The 17,980-nt window shown below is 65.8% G+C and carries 24 protein-coding genes and 1 pseudogene; 13 read left to right on the top strand and 12 right to left on the bottom strand.

Translation table 11 applies throughout. The annotated features are described in order from the left end of the window. The 6 genes from thiC to JOZ79_RS07980 all read left to right on the top strand — a co-directional run. The coding region (gene thiC, locus JOZ79_RS08005) for a phosphomethylpyrimidine synthase ThiC (protein ID WP_294072964.1) at positions 1–991 on the top strand (991 nt) is incomplete at its 5' end. Positions 992–1,068: 77 nt separating this feature from the next. Beyond that, the gene (locus JOZ79_RS08000; protein ID WP_294072969.1) at positions 1,069–1,344 is read left to right on the top strand and encodes a BrnT family toxin; all 276 of its coding nucleotides are present in this window, start codon (positions 1,069–1,071) and stop codon (positions 1,342–1,344) included. 1 nt (position 1,345) lies between these two features. Beyond that, positions 1,346–1,858 (top strand): BrnA antitoxin family protein, encoded by a 513-nt coding sequence (locus tag JOZ79_RS07995; RefSeq protein ID WP_294072962.1) that lies wholly within the window; start codon positions 1,346–1,348, stop codon positions 1,856–1,858. Positions 1,859–1,860: 2 nt separating this feature from the next. Beyond that, positions 1,861–2,397, top strand: a complete 537-nt coding sequence (locus JOZ79_RS07990) for a hypothetical protein (RefSeq protein ID WP_294072960.1) — start codon at positions 1,861–1,863, stop codon at positions 2,395–2,397. A 427-nt stretch (positions 2,398–2,824) separates the two neighbouring features. Further along, a complete protein-coding gene (locus tag JOZ79_RS07985; protein ID WP_294072958.1) occupies positions 2,825–3,235 on the top strand; it encodes a MerR family transcriptional regulator in 411 nt (136 codons plus the stop codon). A gap of 38 nt (positions 3,236–3,273) precedes the next feature. Next, a complete protein-coding gene (locus JOZ79_RS07980) occupies positions 3,274–3,627 on the top strand; it encodes a hypothetical protein (RefSeq protein ID WP_294072956.1) in 354 nt (117 codons plus the stop codon). Between the two features lie 43 nt (positions 3,628–3,670). Here the strand turns inward: JOZ79_RS07980 and JOZ79_RS07975 are convergent, their stop codons facing one another. Next, positions 3,671–4,123, bottom strand: coding sequence for a pyridoxamine 5'-phosphate oxidase family protein (locus tag JOZ79_RS07975; protein ID WP_294072954.1), 453 nt, complete (start codon positions 4,121–4,123; stop codon positions 3,671–3,673). Between the two features lie 160 nt (positions 4,124–4,283). Between JOZ79_RS07975 and JOZ79_RS07970 the strand changes: the two genes are divergently transcribed. Both JOZ79_RS07970 and JOZ79_RS07965 read left to right on the top strand, forming a co-directional pair. Further along, a complete protein-coding gene (locus JOZ79_RS07970) occupies positions 4,284–5,357 on the top strand; it encodes an aspartyl protease family protein (protein ID WP_294072952.1) in 1,074 nt (357 codons plus the stop codon). 149 nt (positions 5,358–5,506) lie between these two features. Beyond that, entirely contained in the window at positions 5,507–5,884 is a 378-nt protein-coding gene (locus tag JOZ79_RS07965; RefSeq protein ID WP_294072950.1) for a cupin domain-containing protein, read from the top strand. 35 nt (positions 5,885–5,919) lie between these two features. Here JOZ79_RS07965 and JOZ79_RS07960 read toward each other — a convergent pair. The 3 genes and pseudogenes from JOZ79_RS07960 to JOZ79_RS07950 all read right to left on the bottom strand — a co-directional run. Next, positions 5,920–6,243: pseudogene (locus tag JOZ79_RS07960) on the bottom strand (DUF1810 family protein); the annotation flags it as partial. Positions 6,244–6,518: 275 nt separating this feature from the next. Further along, positions 6,519–6,677, bottom strand: coding sequence for a hypothetical protein (locus tag JOZ79_RS07955; protein WP_294072948.1), 159 nt, complete (start codon positions 6,675–6,677; stop codon positions 6,519–6,521). Positions 6,678–6,763: 86 nt separating this feature from the next. Beyond that, positions 6,764–7,099 (bottom strand): DUF962 domain-containing protein, encoded by a 336-nt coding sequence (locus tag JOZ79_RS07950; protein ID WP_294072968.1) that lies wholly within the window; start codon positions 7,097–7,099, stop codon positions 6,764–6,766. 77 nt (positions 7,100–7,176) lie between these two features. Between JOZ79_RS07950 and JOZ79_RS07945 the strand changes: the two genes are divergently transcribed. Then, complete coding sequence (locus JOZ79_RS07945; protein WP_294072945.1) at positions 7,177–7,803, top strand: YbhB/YbcL family Raf kinase inhibitor-like protein; 627 nt, start codon at positions 7,177–7,179, stop codon at positions 7,801–7,803. A gap of 118 nt (positions 7,804–7,921) precedes the next feature. On the opposite strand, the gene JOZ79_RS07940 is transcribed toward JOZ79_RS07945, so the two are convergent. The 6 genes from JOZ79_RS07940 to JOZ79_RS07915 form a co-directional block, all read right to left on the bottom strand. After that, on the bottom strand, positions 7,922–8,224 hold the full coding sequence (locus JOZ79_RS07940; RefSeq protein WP_294072943.1) for a hypothetical protein: 303 nt from the start codon (positions 8,222–8,224) through the stop codon (positions 7,922–7,924). 126 nt (positions 8,225–8,350) lie between these two features. Next, complete coding sequence (locus JOZ79_RS07935; RefSeq protein WP_294072941.1) at positions 8,351–8,872, bottom strand: peroxiredoxin; 522 nt, start codon at positions 8,870–8,872, stop codon at positions 8,351–8,353. 66 nt (positions 8,873–8,938) lie between these two features. Next, entirely contained in the window at positions 8,939–9,124 is a 186-nt protein-coding gene (locus JOZ79_RS07930) for a PspC domain-containing protein (RefSeq protein ID WP_294072939.1), read from the bottom strand. Positions 9,125–9,426: 302 nt separating this feature from the next. Next, positions 9,427–10,281, bottom strand: coding sequence for an SDR family oxidoreductase (locus JOZ79_RS07925; protein ID WP_294072937.1), 855 nt, complete (start codon positions 10,279–10,281; stop codon positions 9,427–9,429). A gap of 5 nt (positions 10,282–10,286) precedes the next feature. After that, a complete protein-coding gene (locus tag JOZ79_RS07920; RefSeq protein ID WP_294072935.1) occupies positions 10,287–10,457 on the bottom strand; it encodes a hypothetical protein in 171 nt (56 codons plus the stop codon). A gap of 104 nt (positions 10,458–10,561) precedes the next feature. Beyond that, the gene (locus JOZ79_RS07915) at positions 10,562–10,816 is read right to left on the bottom strand and encodes a hypothetical protein (protein WP_294072933.1); all 255 of its coding nucleotides are present in this window, start codon (positions 10,814–10,816) and stop codon (positions 10,562–10,564) included. 108 nt (positions 10,817–10,924) lie between these two features. On the opposite strand from JOZ79_RS07915, the gene JOZ79_RS07910 reads away from it, so the two are divergent. The 4 genes from JOZ79_RS07910 to JOZ79_RS07895 all read left to right on the top strand — a co-directional run bounded on the left by JOZ79_RS07910 (position 10,925) and on the right by JOZ79_RS07895 (position 17,246). Continuing rightward, the gene (locus JOZ79_RS07910; protein WP_294072930.1) at positions 10,925–12,742 is read left to right on the top strand and encodes an ABC transporter ATP-binding protein/permease; all 1,818 of its coding nucleotides are present in this window, start codon (positions 10,925–10,927) and stop codon (positions 12,740–12,742) included. 85 nt (positions 12,743–12,827) lie between these two features. Further along, positions 12,828–14,588 carry a DNA helicase RecQ gene (recQ, locus tag JOZ79_RS07905; protein WP_294072928.1) on the top strand — a complete coding sequence of 587 codons (1,761 nt, stop codon included), beginning with the start codon at positions 12,828–12,830 and terminating at the stop codon, positions 14,586–14,588. 64 nt (positions 14,589–14,652) lie between these two features. After that, positions 14,653–16,839 carry a M3 family metallopeptidase gene (locus tag JOZ79_RS07900; protein ID WP_294072925.1) on the top strand — a complete coding sequence of 729 codons (2,187 nt, stop codon included), beginning with the start codon at positions 14,653–14,655 and terminating at the stop codon, positions 16,837–16,839. Further along, entirely contained in the window at positions 16,836–17,246 is a 411-nt protein-coding gene (locus JOZ79_RS07895) for a TIGR01244 family sulfur transferase (protein ID WP_294072922.1), read from the top strand. The genes JOZ79_RS07900 and JOZ79_RS07895 overlap by 4 nt, the downstream gene beginning before the upstream one ends. Here JOZ79_RS07895 and JOZ79_RS07890 read toward each other — a convergent pair whose 3' ends face one another. Next, positions 17,247–17,789, bottom strand: a complete 543-nt coding sequence (locus tag JOZ79_RS07890) for a DUF924 family protein (RefSeq protein ID WP_294072966.1) — start codon at positions 17,787–17,789, stop codon at positions 17,247–17,249. Beyond that, on the bottom strand, positions 17,789–17,980 hold a 192-nt coding region (locus JOZ79_RS07885), incomplete at its 5' end, for a metallopeptidase TldD-related protein (RefSeq protein ID WP_294072919.1). The genes JOZ79_RS07890 and JOZ79_RS07885, both read right to left, overlap by 1 nt.

The following is a 17,980-nucleotide window of genomic DNA, read 5'->3' as shown; positions in this document are numbered from 1 at the left end:
GGGCGTCGACTATTTCACCATCCACGCCGGCGTTCGCCTGCCCTACGTCCCGCTCGCCGCCAACCGCGTCACCGGAATCGTCAGCCGCGGCGGCTCGATCATGGCCAAATGGTGCCTCGCCCACCACCGCGAGAGCTTCCTCTACGAACGCTTCGACGAGATCTGCGAGATCATGAAGGCCTATGACATCGCCTTCAGCCTCGGCGACGGCCTCCGCCCCGGAAGCACCGCCGACGCCAATGACGAAGCCCAGTTCGCGGAGCTCTACACGCTCGGCGAGCTGACCAAGAAGGCCTGGGCGCACGACTGCCAGGTGATGATCGAGGGCCCCGGCCACGTGCCGATGCACAAGATCAAGGAGAACATGGACAAGCAGCTCGAAAGCTGCGGCGAGGCACCCTTCTACACCCTCGGGCCGCTCGTCACCGACGTCGCCCCCGGCTACGACCATATCACCAGCGGCATCGGCGCCGCGATGATCGGCTGGTTAGGCACGGCGATGCTCTGCTACGTAACGCCCAAGGAGCACCTCGGCCTCCCCGACCGCGACGACGTCAAGGTTGGCGTGGTGACATACAAGCTCGCAGACCACGCCGCCGACCTCGCCAAGGGCCACCCCGCCGCGAGACTCCACGACGACGCGCTGTCCAAGGCAAGGTTCGAGTTCCGCTGGCGCGACCAGTTCAACCTCAGCCTCGACCCCGAAACCGCCGAGCAATATCACGACCAGACCCTCCCCGCCGAAGGCGCCAAGACCGCCCACTTCTGCTCCATGTGCGGCCCCAAGTTCTGCAGCATGAAGATCAGCCAGGAAGTCCGAGAATTCGCCCGCCTAAACCCCTCTCCCCTCGCGGGAGAGGGCGACTCGGCCAAGCCGAGCGGGGTGAGGGGGCAAGGCGATGCCGACAAAGGCATGGCCGAGATGAGCAAGCGCTACGCCGAAGGTGGCCGCGAGCTCTACATCGGCGCCGGAGGCCGCCAGCACGACTGACCGCTGCACGCTGCCTCCGGTTTATGTAACTACAAATAATTATCGACCGAGACAGTTTTTGTAGGTACATAAACTTGATGGACATCGAATTTGACCCCGAGAAGCGCGATTGGACGCTTCGCAAACGGGGCCTCGACATGGCCAAGGCGGAAGCGATCTTCACCGGCTTCACAATGAGCCGCGAAGATAATCGTGAGGACTACGGAGAAATTCGTGTTGTCACGATTGGTCGCCTTACCCGCCGCAAGATCGTCGTCTGCGTTTGGACGGAGCGCGCAGGACGGCGGCGAATCATTTCGCTCCGCGAGGCTGAACCCGATGAACGAGAAATCTACCTCTTCCAGGCGCCCTGACATGGAGCGCGACGACGCTCCCCGGATCACGGCCGATTGGGCGGCCTCTGCGGAATTGCGCGATGGCGACCGCATCATTCGTGAGGCTTCGCCGCCGGTACGTATCGGGCGTCCACCCAAAGCAGCCTCGGAACGCAAGCAGCAGGTGACCATGCGCCTGGCACCCGACCTGCTCGCCGCGATGCGCGCCAGCGGCGCTGGCTGGCAAACACGCGCCGAGGAGGTGCTTCGCCGAGAGTTTTTGCACCAAGGCAGCATCGGCATGGACGTCGCCGTCTTTGACAGCGGTCTTCTGACCACGAATCTAACGGGCGGAGTTCTCATGACGCCGCACCGTGGGGCGGCCGTCGTCACCGAAGGGCATCTCGTGACTACCCAAGATGTGGGGATTACGGCCAAACAGAGCATCTGGCGGGACACGCACACCGGTGCGTTGGTTGCCGGTGCGGAAATCGCCGTGGCGAGTCTATCTCGCAAGCCAGCCAAGCAGAAGCCGGGCCAAAAGCGGGCCTGAGCATGAAGCTCAATGTTACGGCCCGCGATACGGGGTTGGTCATTGCGGCGTTGGCGATCGGCGCTGCGGCGGGCCTATGGACCCACCTGCCGACGACGCCCGATGAGGACAATCTGCTCGGCTTGATCGGGTCTCTCATCGGAGCGGCAATTGCGCTGATTGCCGGTCTGATCGTGATTTGGCGCCAATTTGAGACGACCGACCAGCGGCACCTGCGCACAGTGAGCACTCTGCTTCGTGCGTTTCGCAAGACGGGCATCAGTTTGCAGGAGCCGAGCGCTTTGCGAAACCCGCCCTTTTACATCGGCCAGGCATACTCTCTGTTCAAAACCATTCGATCGGTAAGCAGCGAATTGCGCACCACAGGGGCCCGCTTCGCGGTCGTTGCGCAGACTTTCGAGGATGAAACCTTGGCGCGAATGTTCGATGAGTTCTTGAAACCAGGCCGCGACCTCACCTCTCTCGACCTGAATAAACTTGGTGGGATCGTCCTGGGCATTGCGACCTCGTCCATCAACGTGCTCGAGAATGGCGTCTGAACGGCGTTTCGCCGTGACTTAGCTCACAGCGCCGCCCTCCGCTGCCGGTCCATGTCGCGCTCATCCGCCGCGCGGAGCTCGCGTTCGACCGCCGACCGCAGCGGCGGGCATTTGGTAGTTTCGTGCTTTCGCCGCCCACCGCGCCGGCGTCCGCGCCCGGCCAGATTGTCACCACCCGCGTTCCGGACCGGCTACCGCGAAGACCGAAAACTTTAATACATTGAAAGGCCGCGCCTCAGTTTGAAGCGCGGCCTACTCCATCTTAGCACCCACAGTTCTTGCAATTACACGGCTTGCACTTGCAGCCGCCGCGGGTGTCGAGTTCGGCGGCTTTGGTCTGCAGTTCGGTCTGGGTCGTCATGGCTAGTCTCCTCTTGGCCGCGAGGCGTTGATTCGCTGCGGCTGGAGGCTGTATGACCTCCGTACCATGGTACGGGATCAAGCGAAAAAATCGGACACGATCGGCGGGCTCGCGCACGCCGCCGGCGTGGGCGTTGAAACCGTCCGTTACTACCAGCGCCGCGGGCTGCTCGCAGAGCCGGCGCGGCCGCAGGGCGAGGTCCGCCGCTATGGCGAGGCCGACGTCAAGCGCCTGCGCTTCATCCGCTCCGCCCAGGCCGCGGGCTTCACGCTGGCCGAGATCAAGGAGCTGCTCGACCTCGACGCCTCCGACGACCGCGCCCGCGCCCGGGAGCTTGCCCGCGCCCGCGTCGCCGCCATCGACGACACGATCGCCAGGCTTCGCGAAGCCCGCGACGCGCTCGCCGCGCTCGCCACCGCCTGCGCCAACACGCGCGCCGGTCCCTGCCCGATCCTCGGAGCCTTCGAAGCGAAATAGCTGTCCTACAGCGCCCGTCCTGTGCCTTACCCTGCGCAATGGCTCAGCATCGCACACGCAAGGACGGCTGGACGCCCGAACGTCAGCTTGCCTTTCTCGCCGCGCTAACCGCGACCCGCAACGTCACCGCCGCCGCCCGCGCGGCGGGGATCAGCCGGAAGAGTGCGTACCGGCTGCGCAGTCGGCCGCCCGGCGCGCTGTTCGCCCATCTGTGGGACAAGGCGCTCGCGGCCCCGCCATTCGCTGCGGGCAAAGGTCACAACCGCCCGCTGACCGATGGGCGCATTGCGCGCTCGCTCGGCAATCATTTTCGGCGGGAAAGCGGCGAATTTGGCGCGATCGGCGTCGCCACGCCAAACCGGCGAACGAGCGATCGGACGTGCCCTTCGTGACTTTCGACCTGGGTGCCAGCGCCGCGAGCAACGCGCCGCTGCCTTAGGCCGCCTTGTCGGCTCCCAGGCTGACCTCGCCTTCTTCCTCGCCGTCCCAATAGTGCAGCTTGCCGGCGTGGACCTTGATCAGGACCAGGCCCGGGGTATCGACGCCGTCCTTGAACCAGCGGTCGAGGCCCTTGGTCCAATGCTCTTCAAAGGCTCCCTTGTCGCGGATCAGCTCGGCCTTGCCCTCGATCGCAATGAAGATCCCCGGCCGCCCGAGCAGGTGGTCCTTGGCGTGATAGGTGAGGCCGACATTCGGATCGGCATCGATCTCGCCGATGCTGTGCGCGCTGTCGCAGGCAAAGAAGTAGCTGTCGCCGTCATAATCGACCTCGCGGTTGTTCGACATCGGCCGCGACGCGATGCCGCCTGCCGGAGTGCGGGTCGACAGCATGCAGAAGTCGATGTCGCGCATCACGTCGCTGATCTCGGAAAGGCTCTTGCTGGCCACGCTGTCATCTCCTTGTCTGCCGAGCGCCTTCAACGCCAGGCCGCCCGGCTGCGCTCCTACGGTCTTTGGGCCGGGTCGGCGGGCGCAAGAATATGCGGCGCTCCTACTCCCGCTTCATGCTATGATGGGTCGTATCGCCTGCCGGAGGACAAGTTCGCCGATGCGTCGCCGCGCGCTCTCCATTGCGTCCGGTCTGTTGCTGGCGACCCTTGCCGTCGGCGGCTCCGCCCAGGCACCGCATATCGACCGGCCGCGGCCTGCGCCTCCGACCGCGCCCAACGTCCCGCGGCTGCCGCCGGCTGTGTTCGACGGCCAGCTCGCGATCGGCGGCAAGGACGTGAAGGCCCGGGAGATCGACACGCGCCTCGACGTCGGCGTCTTCATCAACGGCCGCGGGCCCTATCATTTCGTCGTCGACAGCGGCGCCGACTCCTCTGCTGTCGGCCTGCGCATCGCCCATGACCTGCAGCTTCCGCTCGGCACCCCGGTCATCATCAACGGCATGACGTCGCGGGATCTCGTCGATCGGGTGAAGCTCAACCAGCTCACGGTTGGCTCGACCACCGTCAACGACCTCGAAGTGCCGGCGCTTCGCGAATCGGACCTGGGCGGCGACGGCCTGATCGGCATCGACGCACTCGTCCAGCAGCGCCTCATGATGGATTTCGACACGCACACGATCCGGGTCGAGGACGCCCGCATCCCCGAGCGGATCGATCCCTACCTGCCCGGAGAGATCGTCGTCGTCGCCAAGCGCCGGCGCGGCCAGCTGATCCTGACCCAGGTGCGCGCCGACCGTTATCAGCTCGATGCCGTGATCGACACAGGGTCCGAGATCACGATCGGCAACCTTGCCCTTCGCGACAAGCTGATCCGCAGGGGCGCGAAGTTCTGGACCGTGCAGGCGATCGGGGTCACCGGAGTACGCGTCAACCTGGAGCTTGCCCGGGTCGACGAGCTCCAGCTCGGCCCCGTGCTCCTCAGCGACGTCCCGATCGCTTTCGCCGACGTGCCGCCGTTCAAGCTGTTCGGCCTCTCCAACGGCCCCGCACTGCTGCTCGGGACGGACATCCTGCAATCCTTCCGCCGCGTCTCACTCGACTTCCGCTCCCGCAGGATCCGCTTCCAGCTCAAGCGTTGCAGGGACCAGGGGATCGTCATCAACACCGCGCCCGTCGACATGTTCACGCATCTGTCGTCGACGGAGCACCAGGGCGTCTGCGACAACAGCTGACCCGAACCGATTGAACTGGCGCGGCGCTCCCGCCATTATTGATTCGGCTCCGCAATGAGCGTATCCGGCCCCCCCTCCTGTGCTGTTGCGTATGGCGTACTGGCTTGAACCTGCCGGTCGCCCCGCGCCCGGCTTCGGGGAGGACATCCATGATCATCATCGCACGGGCCGCGCTTGCGGCTGGACTGGCTGCATTCGCCGCCACGGTCGCCACGGCGCAGGACGCCGCAAAGGTCGACCCCAAGCACTACAAGGTGATCATCGACAACGCGCAGGTCCGCGTGCTGCGCGTCCACTACGGACCGCACGAATCGAGTGTCATGCATTCGCATCCGGACGGCGTCGTCACCTATCTTTCGGATGGGCAGATGAAGTTCCAGCTGCCGGGCGGCAAGACGATCACCAGGAGCGGACGGCGCGGCGAGACGATCTGGACACCCGCAGGGCCACATCTGCCGACCAACGCCGGCAACACGCCGTTCGACGCGGTGCTCGTGGAACTGAAAGGCGGTGCGGCCCACAAATAGGCCGCGAGCGGCGGGGGCGGCCCGGTCGTGCCGCCTCAGCGCTCGAAGATCTCCCGTGACGAGCGGTATTTCATTGCGTCGAGAGCGCCGAGGATCGACTCCGCGGGTGTCCCGACGGCGATATGCCGCTCGATCGCCGCGACGCAGTCCCGCCATCTCGGCCCGAGCACCGGATGCGCGAGGTACGCCGCCGCTTCCTCGCGTCCGGACAGGCCATAGAATTTGGCCGTGGAGCTTCGGCCGAGGTCGCGGTGCTGGGGAAGGATGAACCAGATCCAGTGACCGCGCTTTCTGCCGTCACGAAGCTCCGCCAGCGCCTCCTCGTAAACCCCGCCGGCCTGCGCGTCGACGAAGCGCTGGAGGTTGAAGGGATCTCCGCCGGCGGGTTTGGTCGTCGTCGCCTCAGTCCTTGCCGAGCCCGCCCGAGCCCTTGGTCGACGGGTTCGCGGCGATGGTTTTCACCTTCGCCTTCTTCGGCTTGCGCGCTTCCTTGTTGGACTTCATTTGACCCTTGGCCATGCTGCTCTCCTGTCGGCGTCCATTCGCGGGGCGCCAGCATGACCGTCAACGCGCGGGAATGGCAATGGCTTCGGCGGCGATCGCCGGACCGGCCACACCTCGAGCCGGCCAGGCTTCAGCTGAACAGCGAGAAGACGAAAGCGCCGACCAGGATCAGCGCGGTGCCGCCGATCAGAAGCACGTCCCTGAACCCGGGTTCGACATATTCCTGGTGGTCGCCCTCGCTGAAGTCGTCGCGTCGGCGAAGGGGCATGATGTGGCCAATCCGTTGCATGGCGCACCTCCTCTTCCAAGGCCTGTCATCATACGCCTCTTTCCGACCCGCCGCGAGCAAAAGTCATTGCTGTTGAACGGCAATGTTCAGTTCTGCGGCACTCCGGCCTTGCGCAATTCGGGGCCGAGGCGGCCGATGAGCCACAACCACCACATGCGGAAGTCGGCGGCAAGCGACCACAAGGGGTGGCGGAATGTCGCCGGGCGGTTGCGCTCGATGCCGAGATGCGCGGCCCACGCGAAGCCGTATCCGGCGAGCGGGACGATGATCAGCAGCCACCAGCGGCCGGTCACGACAGCGAGGATCAGTATGACGATGACGAGGCTGGTCCCGGCGATGTGCAGCGCTCGAGTCGCGGCGCGTCCATGCTCGCGCAGATAGAACGGCCAGAAGTCCGCGAAGCTTCGATCCTCGGCCGCCATCGCCATTGCGTGCCACAGTCGCCGATGAGAGCGCAAATGTTGCTGGCCCGGCATGCGTTTTCGAGCGTTTCAGCTCCATGCTGGAAAAGATTCCCCACTGGCTTGGCCAGGCCCTGGTCAATGTTCGCGCCGGCCACGACAAGCTGATGATCGCGACGCTCGACCTCGATGGCGTCGAGTCGCTGTCGCTTTCCAGCACGGCCTTCGCGCCAGGCGGGCGGCTGCCGGAGCGGTTCACCGCCGACGGCGAGGGCGTGTCGCCCCCGCTGGCCTGGGGTGGGCTGCCCAGTGGGGCGCGCAGCCTCGCCTTGATCGTCGAGGATCCCGACGCCCCCACGCCGCAGCCGATGGTGCACGCGATCGTCATCGACATCGACCCGGCGCTCGGTGGCCTGGCCGAGGGTACGATCCGGCCGGACGGCATGGGCGGGCCCGACAAGAACGTCGGCAAGAACTCGGGCCTGTCGGAAAGCTGGTTGCCGCCGGACCCGCCGACCGGTCACGGGAGCCACGACTATGTGTTCCAGCTGTTGGCGCTCGGCCCCGGTCAAGGCAGCCAGGACGCGAGCCCGGGACGCGGCGGCTTCAAGGATTATATCGCCGGCCGGGTGCTCGCTGCCGCAGCTTTGGTGGGCACCTATTCCCGCGGGGAGGAGGCCGACGTCGGCTTATCGGAGCCTGTGGCCACGGTAGCGCCGGCCTGACGGGTTCGAGGCCGGCGGGTCCGGCGCAGTTGCGACCCGCAAGGCGCGGTAGCGCACAGCAAAAAGGGCGCCCGCTTGCGCAGGCGCCCTTCGCTTCAACGCGTGCTCTCGCGCGAACTTACTTGGTGGTGTTGTTCACCGTCGCATCGGCGCCGTTCTTGACCGCGGCGGCCGTGTTGTCGGCGGCGTTCTTGACCGCGTCGGCCTGGTTCTTGGCGTCGGCCTTCATCTGGTCGGCCTCGTTCGAGGCGTTTGCCGTCAGGTTGTCGGCAGCATTGTCCGCATTGGCGGTGATGTTGTCGGCGACGTTGTCGGCATTGGCCTCGATCTGGTCGGCGTTGTTCTCGGCCGGGGTCTGCTTGTTGCAGGCTGCGAGGGCTGCGAGGCCGGCGGCAATGGCCAGAGTCTTGGTGATCTTCATCGACTTTCCCCTGTGTTTTGGAGCTGTGTTCTGGAGCAATCTTTTCGAAGCTTCTTGCTGAACCAGCAAAGCTAAACTGCGTCAAGGCCGTAACGGTTCCGTTGTGAACGCCGCATTGCCTCCGGGTTAACTCTTGAGAGCGCGAACCGCCGCCAGCGTCTTGGCGACGTGCTGGCTCCAGTCGAGGTCGGAATGAACCATCACGATCCGGCCGTCGCGGCCGATGACATAGGAGGTTCGGTTGGTCAGGCCCGGCGCCTTGTCGAAGGCGACATCATAGGCCTTGATTGTCTCCGCAGTCGCCGTCGCGACCGGAAAGGCGCTCCGACATTCCCTGACGGAGAATTGCTTGAGCGTCGGCAGGTCGTCTGCCGACATGCCGATCACCTGAGCACCGGCCTTGTGGAAGTCAGCAGCCGCGGCGCTGAACGCATGCGCCTCCATCGTGCAGCCCTCGGTGAAGGCCTTGGGAAAGAAATAGAGCACGACCGGCCCCTTGCGGAGTTGCTGCCGGAGGTCGAGCCTGAAGGACTTGCCGCCGACGGCGCCGGTGGTGACGATCTCCGGAGCCTTTGCGCCCACCGGCAGCGCCGCCGCCACTGGTGCTGCAAGGCTGGCGAGGGCTGCGAGTGCTAGCAAACGGCGCATCCTGACTCTCCTTGGCGAACGGGCGAAACTCCGCCCACGCGACACTGGAGTCAACGGCCGCGAGCCTTAGCGCTGCGGCGCGACCAGGCCGGCGACGACATAAAGAACGAGCATCAGGGGCCCGGTCAACAGGGTCGCCGCGACGAAACCCAGGCGGATCAGGGTCACGTCGACGTTGGTATAATCGGCGACTCCGGCGGCGACGCCCATCACCTTGCCCTCGGCGCGATTGAGAGTGAAACGGTTGGTCATTGCGATTGTCCCGGTGGGTTAGCGTGAAGCTCAGGCGATCGGCAGCAGCGAGGTCGCCGCGGACACGAAGAGCAAGGCTGCGATGAACGCACCGGCGAAAGCGGTGGCAGCCTGGCGGCTCGAGTTGAACGTTGCGGACATTGGACATCCCCTTTTCGAATTGTCGGCCCGACCATCGGGCCTGCCCAATTCAATGCAGGGAGCATGCCAATTTAAAATTGTGCTGGAAAATCAATTGGCAGGTGTTCGGACGCTACAAAACGTGTGGTACACGGCGCCGGCTGTTGGGAATTTATCCCAACTCAGCTCGAGGTCGTATTGCCGCCGTCAGGATGCAGGACCTGCCCCGCCATATAGCTTGAATCCTCGCAGGCCAGAAACAGGAAGCAGGGGGCGACCTCGTTCGGCTGGCCCGGCCGGCCCATCGGCGTATCCTTGCCGAACTCGGGGATCTTTTCCGACGGCTGGCCGCCCGAGGGGTTCAGCGGAGTCCAGATCGGGCCCGGCGCGACACCGTTCACGCGGATGCCCTTCTCTACCAGATTCTTCGCCAGGGAGCGCGTGAAGCCGAGGATCGCGCCCTTAGTCGAGCTGTAGTCGAGGAGCTGCGGCGAGCCCTTGTAGGTCGTTTCCGACGTGCAGTTGATGATCGCCGACCCTTCCTTGAGATGATCGAGCGCGGCCTGCGTGATGAAGAACATGCTGAAGATGTTGGACTGGAAGGTCCGCTTCAGCTGATCCTCGTCGATGTCGCGCAGGTCCTTGTCGGGATGCTGCTCGCCGGCGTTGTTGACGAGGATGTCGAGGCCGCCCAGCTCGTCGACGGTCTGCCTCACGACGGTCTTGCAGAACTGCTTGTCGCCGAGGTCGCCGGCGATGGTAATGGCCCGCCGTCCCTCCTGCTCGACGATTTCCTTGGTCTTGGCCGCGTCGTCATGCTCGCAGAGATAGGCAATCGCGATGTCGGCGCCTTCCCGAGCGAACAGCGCCGCAACAGCCCGCCCGATGCCGCTGTCGGCGCCGGTGATCAGCGCCACCTTGCCCTTGAGCCGGCCGGACCCCGGATAGCGCGGCTGCCAGTCCGGCTTGGGCTCGAGCTGGCTCTCGTGACCGGGCAGGCCGTCCTGATGGATCATCGGCTCCATGACGTCAGACATGCTGTTCACTCCTTCGCGGCGACGCCTAGTCCGCGCTCGCCGAATTGTTCGACCTTCGCCTTGCCGCCGGTATCGTCGCCGGACACGGGCCTGGCACCCTGGCTGCGGTCGCCAGGCGGACGGACGGCCTGGCGCTTGCCGAGGGCAGGAATCTTCGAGGTTCGATTGTCGGCCATTCGGTCCACTCCGTGCCGGGTTCGCGTTCGTTCAGACAACCGCCACGCGAGAGGCTCGGTTCCGGCAGGCCGCCGCGTCCGAATGGCGGGCGGTCGGACCCCGCTCAGCCGCGGCGGGCGTCGGCGGGAAGCACCTTGGGCTCTGCCGAGCGTTCCGCGGCGGCCGGCAGGGCGGACTTGCGGCACTTCGCTAGCAGGGTAGGGAAGTCGAACGCGTTATTCTCGTTCAGCGCCTGGACCGTTGCCGCATTGCACTGCTCCGCGCTGCTATAGCGAGTCGGCAGGGTCGCAACCGGCGTGCAGGCGGAGCCGCCATCGGCGCAGCCAAGGATAGCAATGACGAAATATGCCGCGCCCATGATTCATTCCCTGTTGAATGCAATGGGAACAACCCTCCTTTTGTCCTTTCGTTCCAGTCGTTTCATCGCAGGTTTGCGGGTGAGCGGCGGCGTTCCTACCTAGGCATCATGGCGGATCGGCAGGCAGGCTCGGCAGCGCACCCGAAGGGCGGCTTTGCGGCGCTGTGGCGATTCCTGCCCATGTTGTGGCCGAAGGGTAACGCGGAGCTGAAGGCCCGCGTCGTCATTGCCGTGATCCTCGTCATGGCGGGGATGGGCGTGACGCTCGCCAGCCCCTATGCGCTGAAGCTCGCGGTCGACCGGATGAGCGCGCATGCGCCCTTCGCCGTCGCCGCTGCACTGGTCCTTGCCTATGCGGGCGCACGGTTCGGCGGCGTGCTTTCCGACAACCTCCGCAACGCCATCTTCGAAAAGGTTGGCCAGGACGCCGCGCGGCGGCTTGCCGGTCAGGTCTTCCGCCACGTCCATGACCTGTCGCTGCGCTTCCACCTCGAGCGCCGCACCGGATCGCTGACCAAGATTGTCGAGCGCGGCACCAAAAGCATCGACATGATGCTGTACTTTCTCCTGTTCAACATCGCGCCGACGGTCATCCAGCTGGCTGTCATCTGCGTGATCTTCGGCGTGAAGTTCGGCTGGGCGCTGGTTGTCGCGACCCTTGCCATCGTCGCCGTCTACATCGCATTCACGCGCTGGGTGACCGAGTGGCGGTCCAACATCCAGCGGCAGATGAACGACGTCGACAACAAGGCGATCGGCCGCGCGGTCGACAGCCTCCTCAACTACGAGACGGTCAAGTATTTCGGCGCCGAGGACCGGGAGGCCCAGCGTTATGAAGAGGCGGTCGGCGCCTTTGCCCGCGCCTCCGTCCGCAACGAAGTATCGCTCGCGTGGCTCAACATCGGCCAGGCGCTGATCACCAACCTGATGATGGCGGGAGCGATGATCTTCACTGTCTGGGGCTGGAGCCGCGGCCGGTTCACGCCGGGCGACGTGGTGTGGATCAACGGCCTGCTCATGCAGCTCTTCCGGCCGCTCGACATGCTCGGCTGGGTCTACCGCTCGATCCGCCAGGGCCTGATCGACATGGAAGCGATGTGGGAGTTGCTCGACACGCCGACCGAGGTGACCGACGTTCCCGATGCGCCGGCCCTGCACGTCGGGCGCGGCGCCATCCGTTTCGACGATGTGCGTTTCGGCTACGAGGACGGCCGAGAGATCCTGAAGGGGCTGTCGGTGGATATCCCTGCAGGCACGAGTTGCGCGATCGTCGGGCCGTCGGGCGCCGGCAAGTCGACCATCGCCCGCCTGCTCTATCGCTTCTACGACCCGCAATCGGGGCGCATCCTGATCGACGGTCAGAATATTGCCGACGTCCAGCAGAGGAGCCTGCGGGCGGCGATCGGCATCGTTCCGCAGGACACCGTCCTGTTCAACGACACCTTGGGCTACAACATTGGCTACGGCCGGGACGAGGCGAGCCAGGCCGAGATCGAGGCCGCTGCTCGTGGCGCAGCGACCGAGCGGTTCGTCGACATGCTTCCGAACCGCTACGAATCGATGGTGGGCGAGCGCGGTCTCAAGCTGTCGGGCGGCGAGAAGCAGCGGGTCGCGATCGCTCGCACCCTGCTTAAGAACCCGCCAATCCTGGTGCTCGACGAAGCCACGAGCGCGCTCGACAGCAGGACCGAGCAAGCGATCCAGGAGACGCTCGACCGCGTCGCCGAAAGCCGCACCACGATCATGATCGCGCACCGCCTGTCGACCGTGGTGGATGCCGACCAGATCGTCGTTCTGGAGGACGGCCGAGTCGCCGAGCGCGGGACCCATGAGCAGTTGCTCGACGACGGTGGCCTCTATGCCGAGCTATGGTATCGCCAGGCCGCCGAGCAGCTTGAGGAAGAAACCGCGGAGGCCGCGGAATAATTCATCATTGCGTGTGGAGCGAAGCAGTCCAGTAGCGCAACAGCGGGATTGCGTCGTCGCTTCGCTCCTCGCAATGGCGAAACCGGTGATCAACCCGCAAGCGATCCTCAAGCAAACCTTCGGCTTCGACCACTTCCGCGGCGTGCAGCAACGGGTCGTCGAGCGCGTGCTTGCCGGACAGCATACGCTGGCGGTGATGCCTACCGGCGCGGGAAAGTCGCTCTGCTACCAGCTGCCGGCGGTCGCCAGGAGCGGCACCGCGCTCATCATCTCACCGCTCATCGCGCTGATGCACGACCAGATCCGGAGCGCGCGGGCGATCGGGCTGCGTGCTGCTTCACTAACCTCGGCCGATAGCGACCGCGACCAGGTGATCGAGCGGCTGCGCAATGGCGAGCTCGATCTCCTCTACGCGGCGCCGGAGCGAGCGACGCTGGACGGTTTCCGGCGGCTGGTCGGCCGCGCGGAGCTGGCGTTGATCGCGATCGACGAGGCGCATTGCGTCAGCGAGTGGGGCCATGACTTCCGCCCAGACTATCGCAAGCTCCGAACCCTGCTCGACGATCAGCCCGGGGTGCCGCGTCTCGCGCTCACCGCCACCGCCGACGAGCGCACCCGCGCCGACATCCTGACCCAGCTCGGAATCCCTGACGATGGGTTGATCGTTGCCGGCTTCGACCGGCCCAACATCCGTTATCACATCCGGCCGCGCGAACAGATGGGCAAGCAGCTGCGCGAACTGCTGGCGGGTCAGCCGGGCTCCGCGATCGTCTACGCGCCGAGCCGCGACAAGGCCGAGACGATCGCCGAGCAGATCGCTCGCGACGGGCGTTCGGCGCTGCCCTATCACGCCGGCCTTGAGCCGCAGGTCCGCGCGCGCAACCAGGCCGCGTTTGTCGAATCCGAGGAAATGGTGATCGCGGCGACGGTCGCGTTCGGAATGGGCATCGACAAGCCGGACGTGCGCCTCGTCGCCCATGCCGCCATCCCCAAGAGCATCGAGGCCTATTACCAGGAGACGGGCCGCGCCGGGCGCGACGGCGAGCCGGCCGAGGCCTGGCTGTTCTGGGCGTCTCAGGATTTCGCGCGCGCTCGCCAGCGGATCGAGCAGGAGATCGAGCCGGAACGCCGCCCCGCCGAGCGCGAGCGGCTGAATGCGCTTGCCGCATTGGTCGAGACAGCGGGCTGCCGCCGCGCGGTGCTTCTTCGCCATTTCGTCGAAGACCCGCCCGATCGCTGCGGCAATTGCGACAATTGCCTGGAGCCGCCGGCGACGATCGACGTCACCGAGGTCGCGCGCAAGCTGCTGTCGGCGGCGTTCCGGACCGAGATGCGGTTTGGAGTCGGCCACCTGGCCGATGTGCTGGCCGGCAACGACAACGAGAAGGTGCGTGGTCTCGGCCACGACCGGCTGTCGGTATTCGGCATTGCGACAACAGAGGAGATGGCCTTGATCCGGCCGACCGCTCGGACGCTGATCGCGGGCGATGCCCTGCGCGCCGACGCTTACGGCGGGCTGAGCTTCGGGCCCGGTGCGCGGCCGATCGTGAAGGGCGAGCAGTCGGTGACGATCGCGGTTCCGCCGGAGAAGAAGCGGCGGCGCCGCGACCGCGCCGCGGACGGTTCGACCGATCCATTGTTCGATCGGCTGCGCGCTGCCCGGCGGGCGCTCGCTGCCGAGGCCAAGGTCCCCCCTTACGTGATCTTCCACGATTCAACGTTACGCGAGATCGCGGCGGTGAAGCCGGCCAGCCTCGACGAGCTTTCGGCCGTCCAGGGCGTCGGCTCCGCCAAGCTGGAGCGGTTCGGCGAGGCGATGCTTGCGGCATTGCACGAAGGCGATTGACATTCAGCATGCCGCAAGGGCGAAACGGCCACCAGCAAGACTCAAGATTTTCTGGGGAGCATCGATGATCCGTGCAGTTCTTCTCGCAACCGCCACGCTGGCAATCACGACGCCCGTGGCCGCCGCGCCCGCACGTCGTGCGGCGCTGGCGTCGGCGACGCTCCCCTCTTCGAACCCGTTCGCCAGGCCCAGCACGTTGCCGATGCAGACGCCCGACTTCGCTCGGATCAAGAGCAGCGACTATCTGCCCGCGCTGCTGGCCGGAATGGCGCAGCAGAAGGCCGAGGTCAGGGCGATCGCCAACCAGGCTGCGGCGCCGACGTTCGACAATACGGTCGCGGCGATGGAGCGCTCGGGGCTTCTGCTCGAACGGACCAACCTTGCGTTCAACGCGGTCAATGGCGCGAACACCGACGATGTCCTTCAGGCGACCGATACCAAGAGCGCGCCGCTTCTCGCCGCCCACAGCGACTTCATCTACCTCAACGCCAGGCTGTTCCAGCGCTTCCGGACGCTGCGTGACAATGCCGCCAGCCTGAACCTCACCCCCGAGCAGGCTCGGCTGCTGGACGTCTATTACAAGCAATTCGTCCATTCCGGGGCGCAGCTTTCGCCCGCCAAGCAGGCGCAGCTGAAGACGCTGAACACCCGGCTCAGCACCCTTCAGACCGGGTTCAACCAGAAGCTGCTGGCGGCGGCCAAGGCGGCCGCTCTGCACGTGACCGACGCATCGGCGCTCGCGGGCCTCTCGGACGAGGAGATCGACGCCGCGAAGCGCGCGGCGGCGGACCGCAAGGTGGCGGGCTTTGTGCTGCCGATGCAGAACACCACGCAGCAGCCTGCGCTGGCCTCGCTGAGCAACCATGCGACCCGCCAGCAGCTGTTCGACGCGAGCCTCAACCGCGCCGAGCATGGCGACGCAAACGATACCCGCGCGACGATCAGTGAGATCGCCCAGCTGCGCGCCCAGAAAGCCGCGTTGCTCGGTTACCCGACCTGGGCGGACTATGTTCTCTACGATCAGATGGCGAAGGACCGGGCGACGGCGGTCGCGTTCCTCGACCGTCTGGCGCCGGCGACCGCAGCCAAGCAGCGGCAGGAAGCGTCCGACATCCGGGCGCTAGCGAAAGCCCAAGGCGCGACCTACACGCCGACGGCGGCCGATTGGAACTATTACGCCGAGCAGATCCGCAAGAGCCGCTACGCGCTCAACCAGGACGAGCTGAAGCCCTACTTCGAGTTCAACAAGGTGCTGACCGACGGCGTCTTCTACGCCGCCAATCAGCTGTACGGCATCACCTTCAGGGAGAGGAAGGATATCCCGACCTGGAGCCCGGACATGCGGGTGTTCCAGGTCTACGACGCCGACGGCAAGGAACTGGCGCTGTTCATGATCGACCCGTGGAAGCGGGACAACAAGAATGGCGGCGCGTGGATGGATAACCTGGTCAAGCAGGCGACGCTGCGCGGGACCAGGCCGGTCGTCTACAACGTGCAGAACTTCACCAAGCCCGCGCCGGGCCAGCCCGCGCTGATCAACTTCGACGATGTGACGACGATGTTCCACGAGTTCGGCCACGCGCTGCACGGCATGTTCGCCGCGGAGACCTATCCGAAGATCTCCGGCGCAGACACGGCCCGCGACTTCGTCGAGTTCCCGTCGCAGTTCAACGAGAACTGGGCGCTCGATCCGAAGGTGCTCGCTCACTATGCGGTGAACTACAAGACCGGGCAGGTCATCCCGCAGGACCTGGTCGACAAGATCAAGCGCTCGGGCACCTTCAACCAGGGCTACGACAATGGCGAGACGCTGACCGCCGCCCGGCTCGACCTCGACTGGCATTCGCTTCCCGCAACGACGCCGCGCCAGGACGTGGACAAGTTCGAGGCCGACGCGCTGGCGCATGGCGGCTTCGACGTCGCCGACGTGCCGCCGCGCTACCGGTCGAGCTACTTCCTGCACATCTGGAGCAACGGCTATTCCGCCGGCTACTACGCCTATCCGTGGACCCGCATGCTCGGGCAGGACGCGTTCGCCTGGTTTCAGGAGCATGGCGGCCTGACCCGTGCCAACGGCCAGCGCTTCCGCGATATGATCCTGTCACGCGGCAACACGATGGATTATGCCACCATGTATCGCGCCTTCGCCGGCCGCGACCCGAGCATCCAGCCCTATCTCAACTACTATGGGCTAAGCAGCGGTTCGGATGCGACGGTCAGTCCACCCGCTGGGAGCAACACAACGAAATGATCGAACGGCGGCTCGATGATCACACTGCGGTGTGCGGACAGATCGAGCCGCATGAGATCGCGGGCCTAGCCGACGCGGGCGTGACTCTGCTGGTCAACAACCGCCCCGACGGCGAGGCTCCGAATCAGCCGCCGGCCGCCGAGATCGAGGCGGCTGCCCGTGCGGCGGGGATCGCCTATCGTTTCGTGCCGGTCCGCTACGGGATTGGTCCGGCGGAAATTGCGGGAATGCGCGACGCCATCCAGGCGACGGGCTCGGGCAAGCTCCTCGCCTTTTGCCGATCCGGCACGCGGTCGGCACTGACCTGGGGACTGGCGAAGCGGGCCGAGGGGGTTTCCGCCGACGAAATCGTCGGGCTGCTCAGCGAGGCCGGGTTCGATCCCGGGCCGATCGCCCATTTGATCTGATCACCAGGGCACGACCTCGCCCGCCGCGATCTCGGCGGCGCGCGGCTGGCGGCCGAGTATTGCGTTCCGGTGTGGAAAGCGGCCGAAGCGCTGCACGATGTCGTGGTGCAGGCGAGCAAAATGCAGCATCTTCGCGTCGCCGAGCTCGGTGAACAGCAGCAAAGAGCGCCTCTGGTCCTCCATCCGCTCGCTATGTTCGAGCGGCATGTAGAGGAAGGCGCGCTCCTGCGGCTGCAGCGGTTGGTCGAAACCCTTGTCGAGCGCGCCCTTGGCGATCGCAAGCGCCAGCGTGTCGGTCGCGAACTGCTCGGCGTGACCGCGAAACATGTTGCGCGGAATCTGATCGAAGAGCAGCACGCCTGCCAGCGCCGTCAACGGATCGGTCAGGAACGAATTCGCCGGGAACGCCCTTTCCCGGCTCCACACCTTCAGGAAGCGCCGTCGGACATCCTCATCGAGCTCATCGCCGCCGCGCCACCATTTTTCCTCGGGCAACCCGAACCAATATTTGAGGACATCGGCGCGCCAGTCGCCGCCGGCCATCACGCGGCGGTGCCTCCGACCGTCAGGCCGTCGATCAGCAGGGTTGGCTGGCCGACGCCGGCGGGGACGCTCTGGCCACCTTTGCCGCACACGCCGACGCCGGCGTCCAGTGCAAGGTCGTTGCCGATGCCCTTCACGCGCGTGAGGACGGTCGGCCCGTCACCGATCAGGGTCGCGCCCTTGACCGGCTC

The organism is Sphingomonas sp. (assembly GCF_019242355.1).
Classification (GTDB): Bacteria; Pseudomonadota; Alphaproteobacteria; order Sphingomonadales; family Sphingomonadaceae; genus Sphingomicrobium.
The sequence above is the reverse complement of the archived record's forward strand: the minus strand, read 5'-3'. Positions and strand labels throughout refer to the sequence as shown.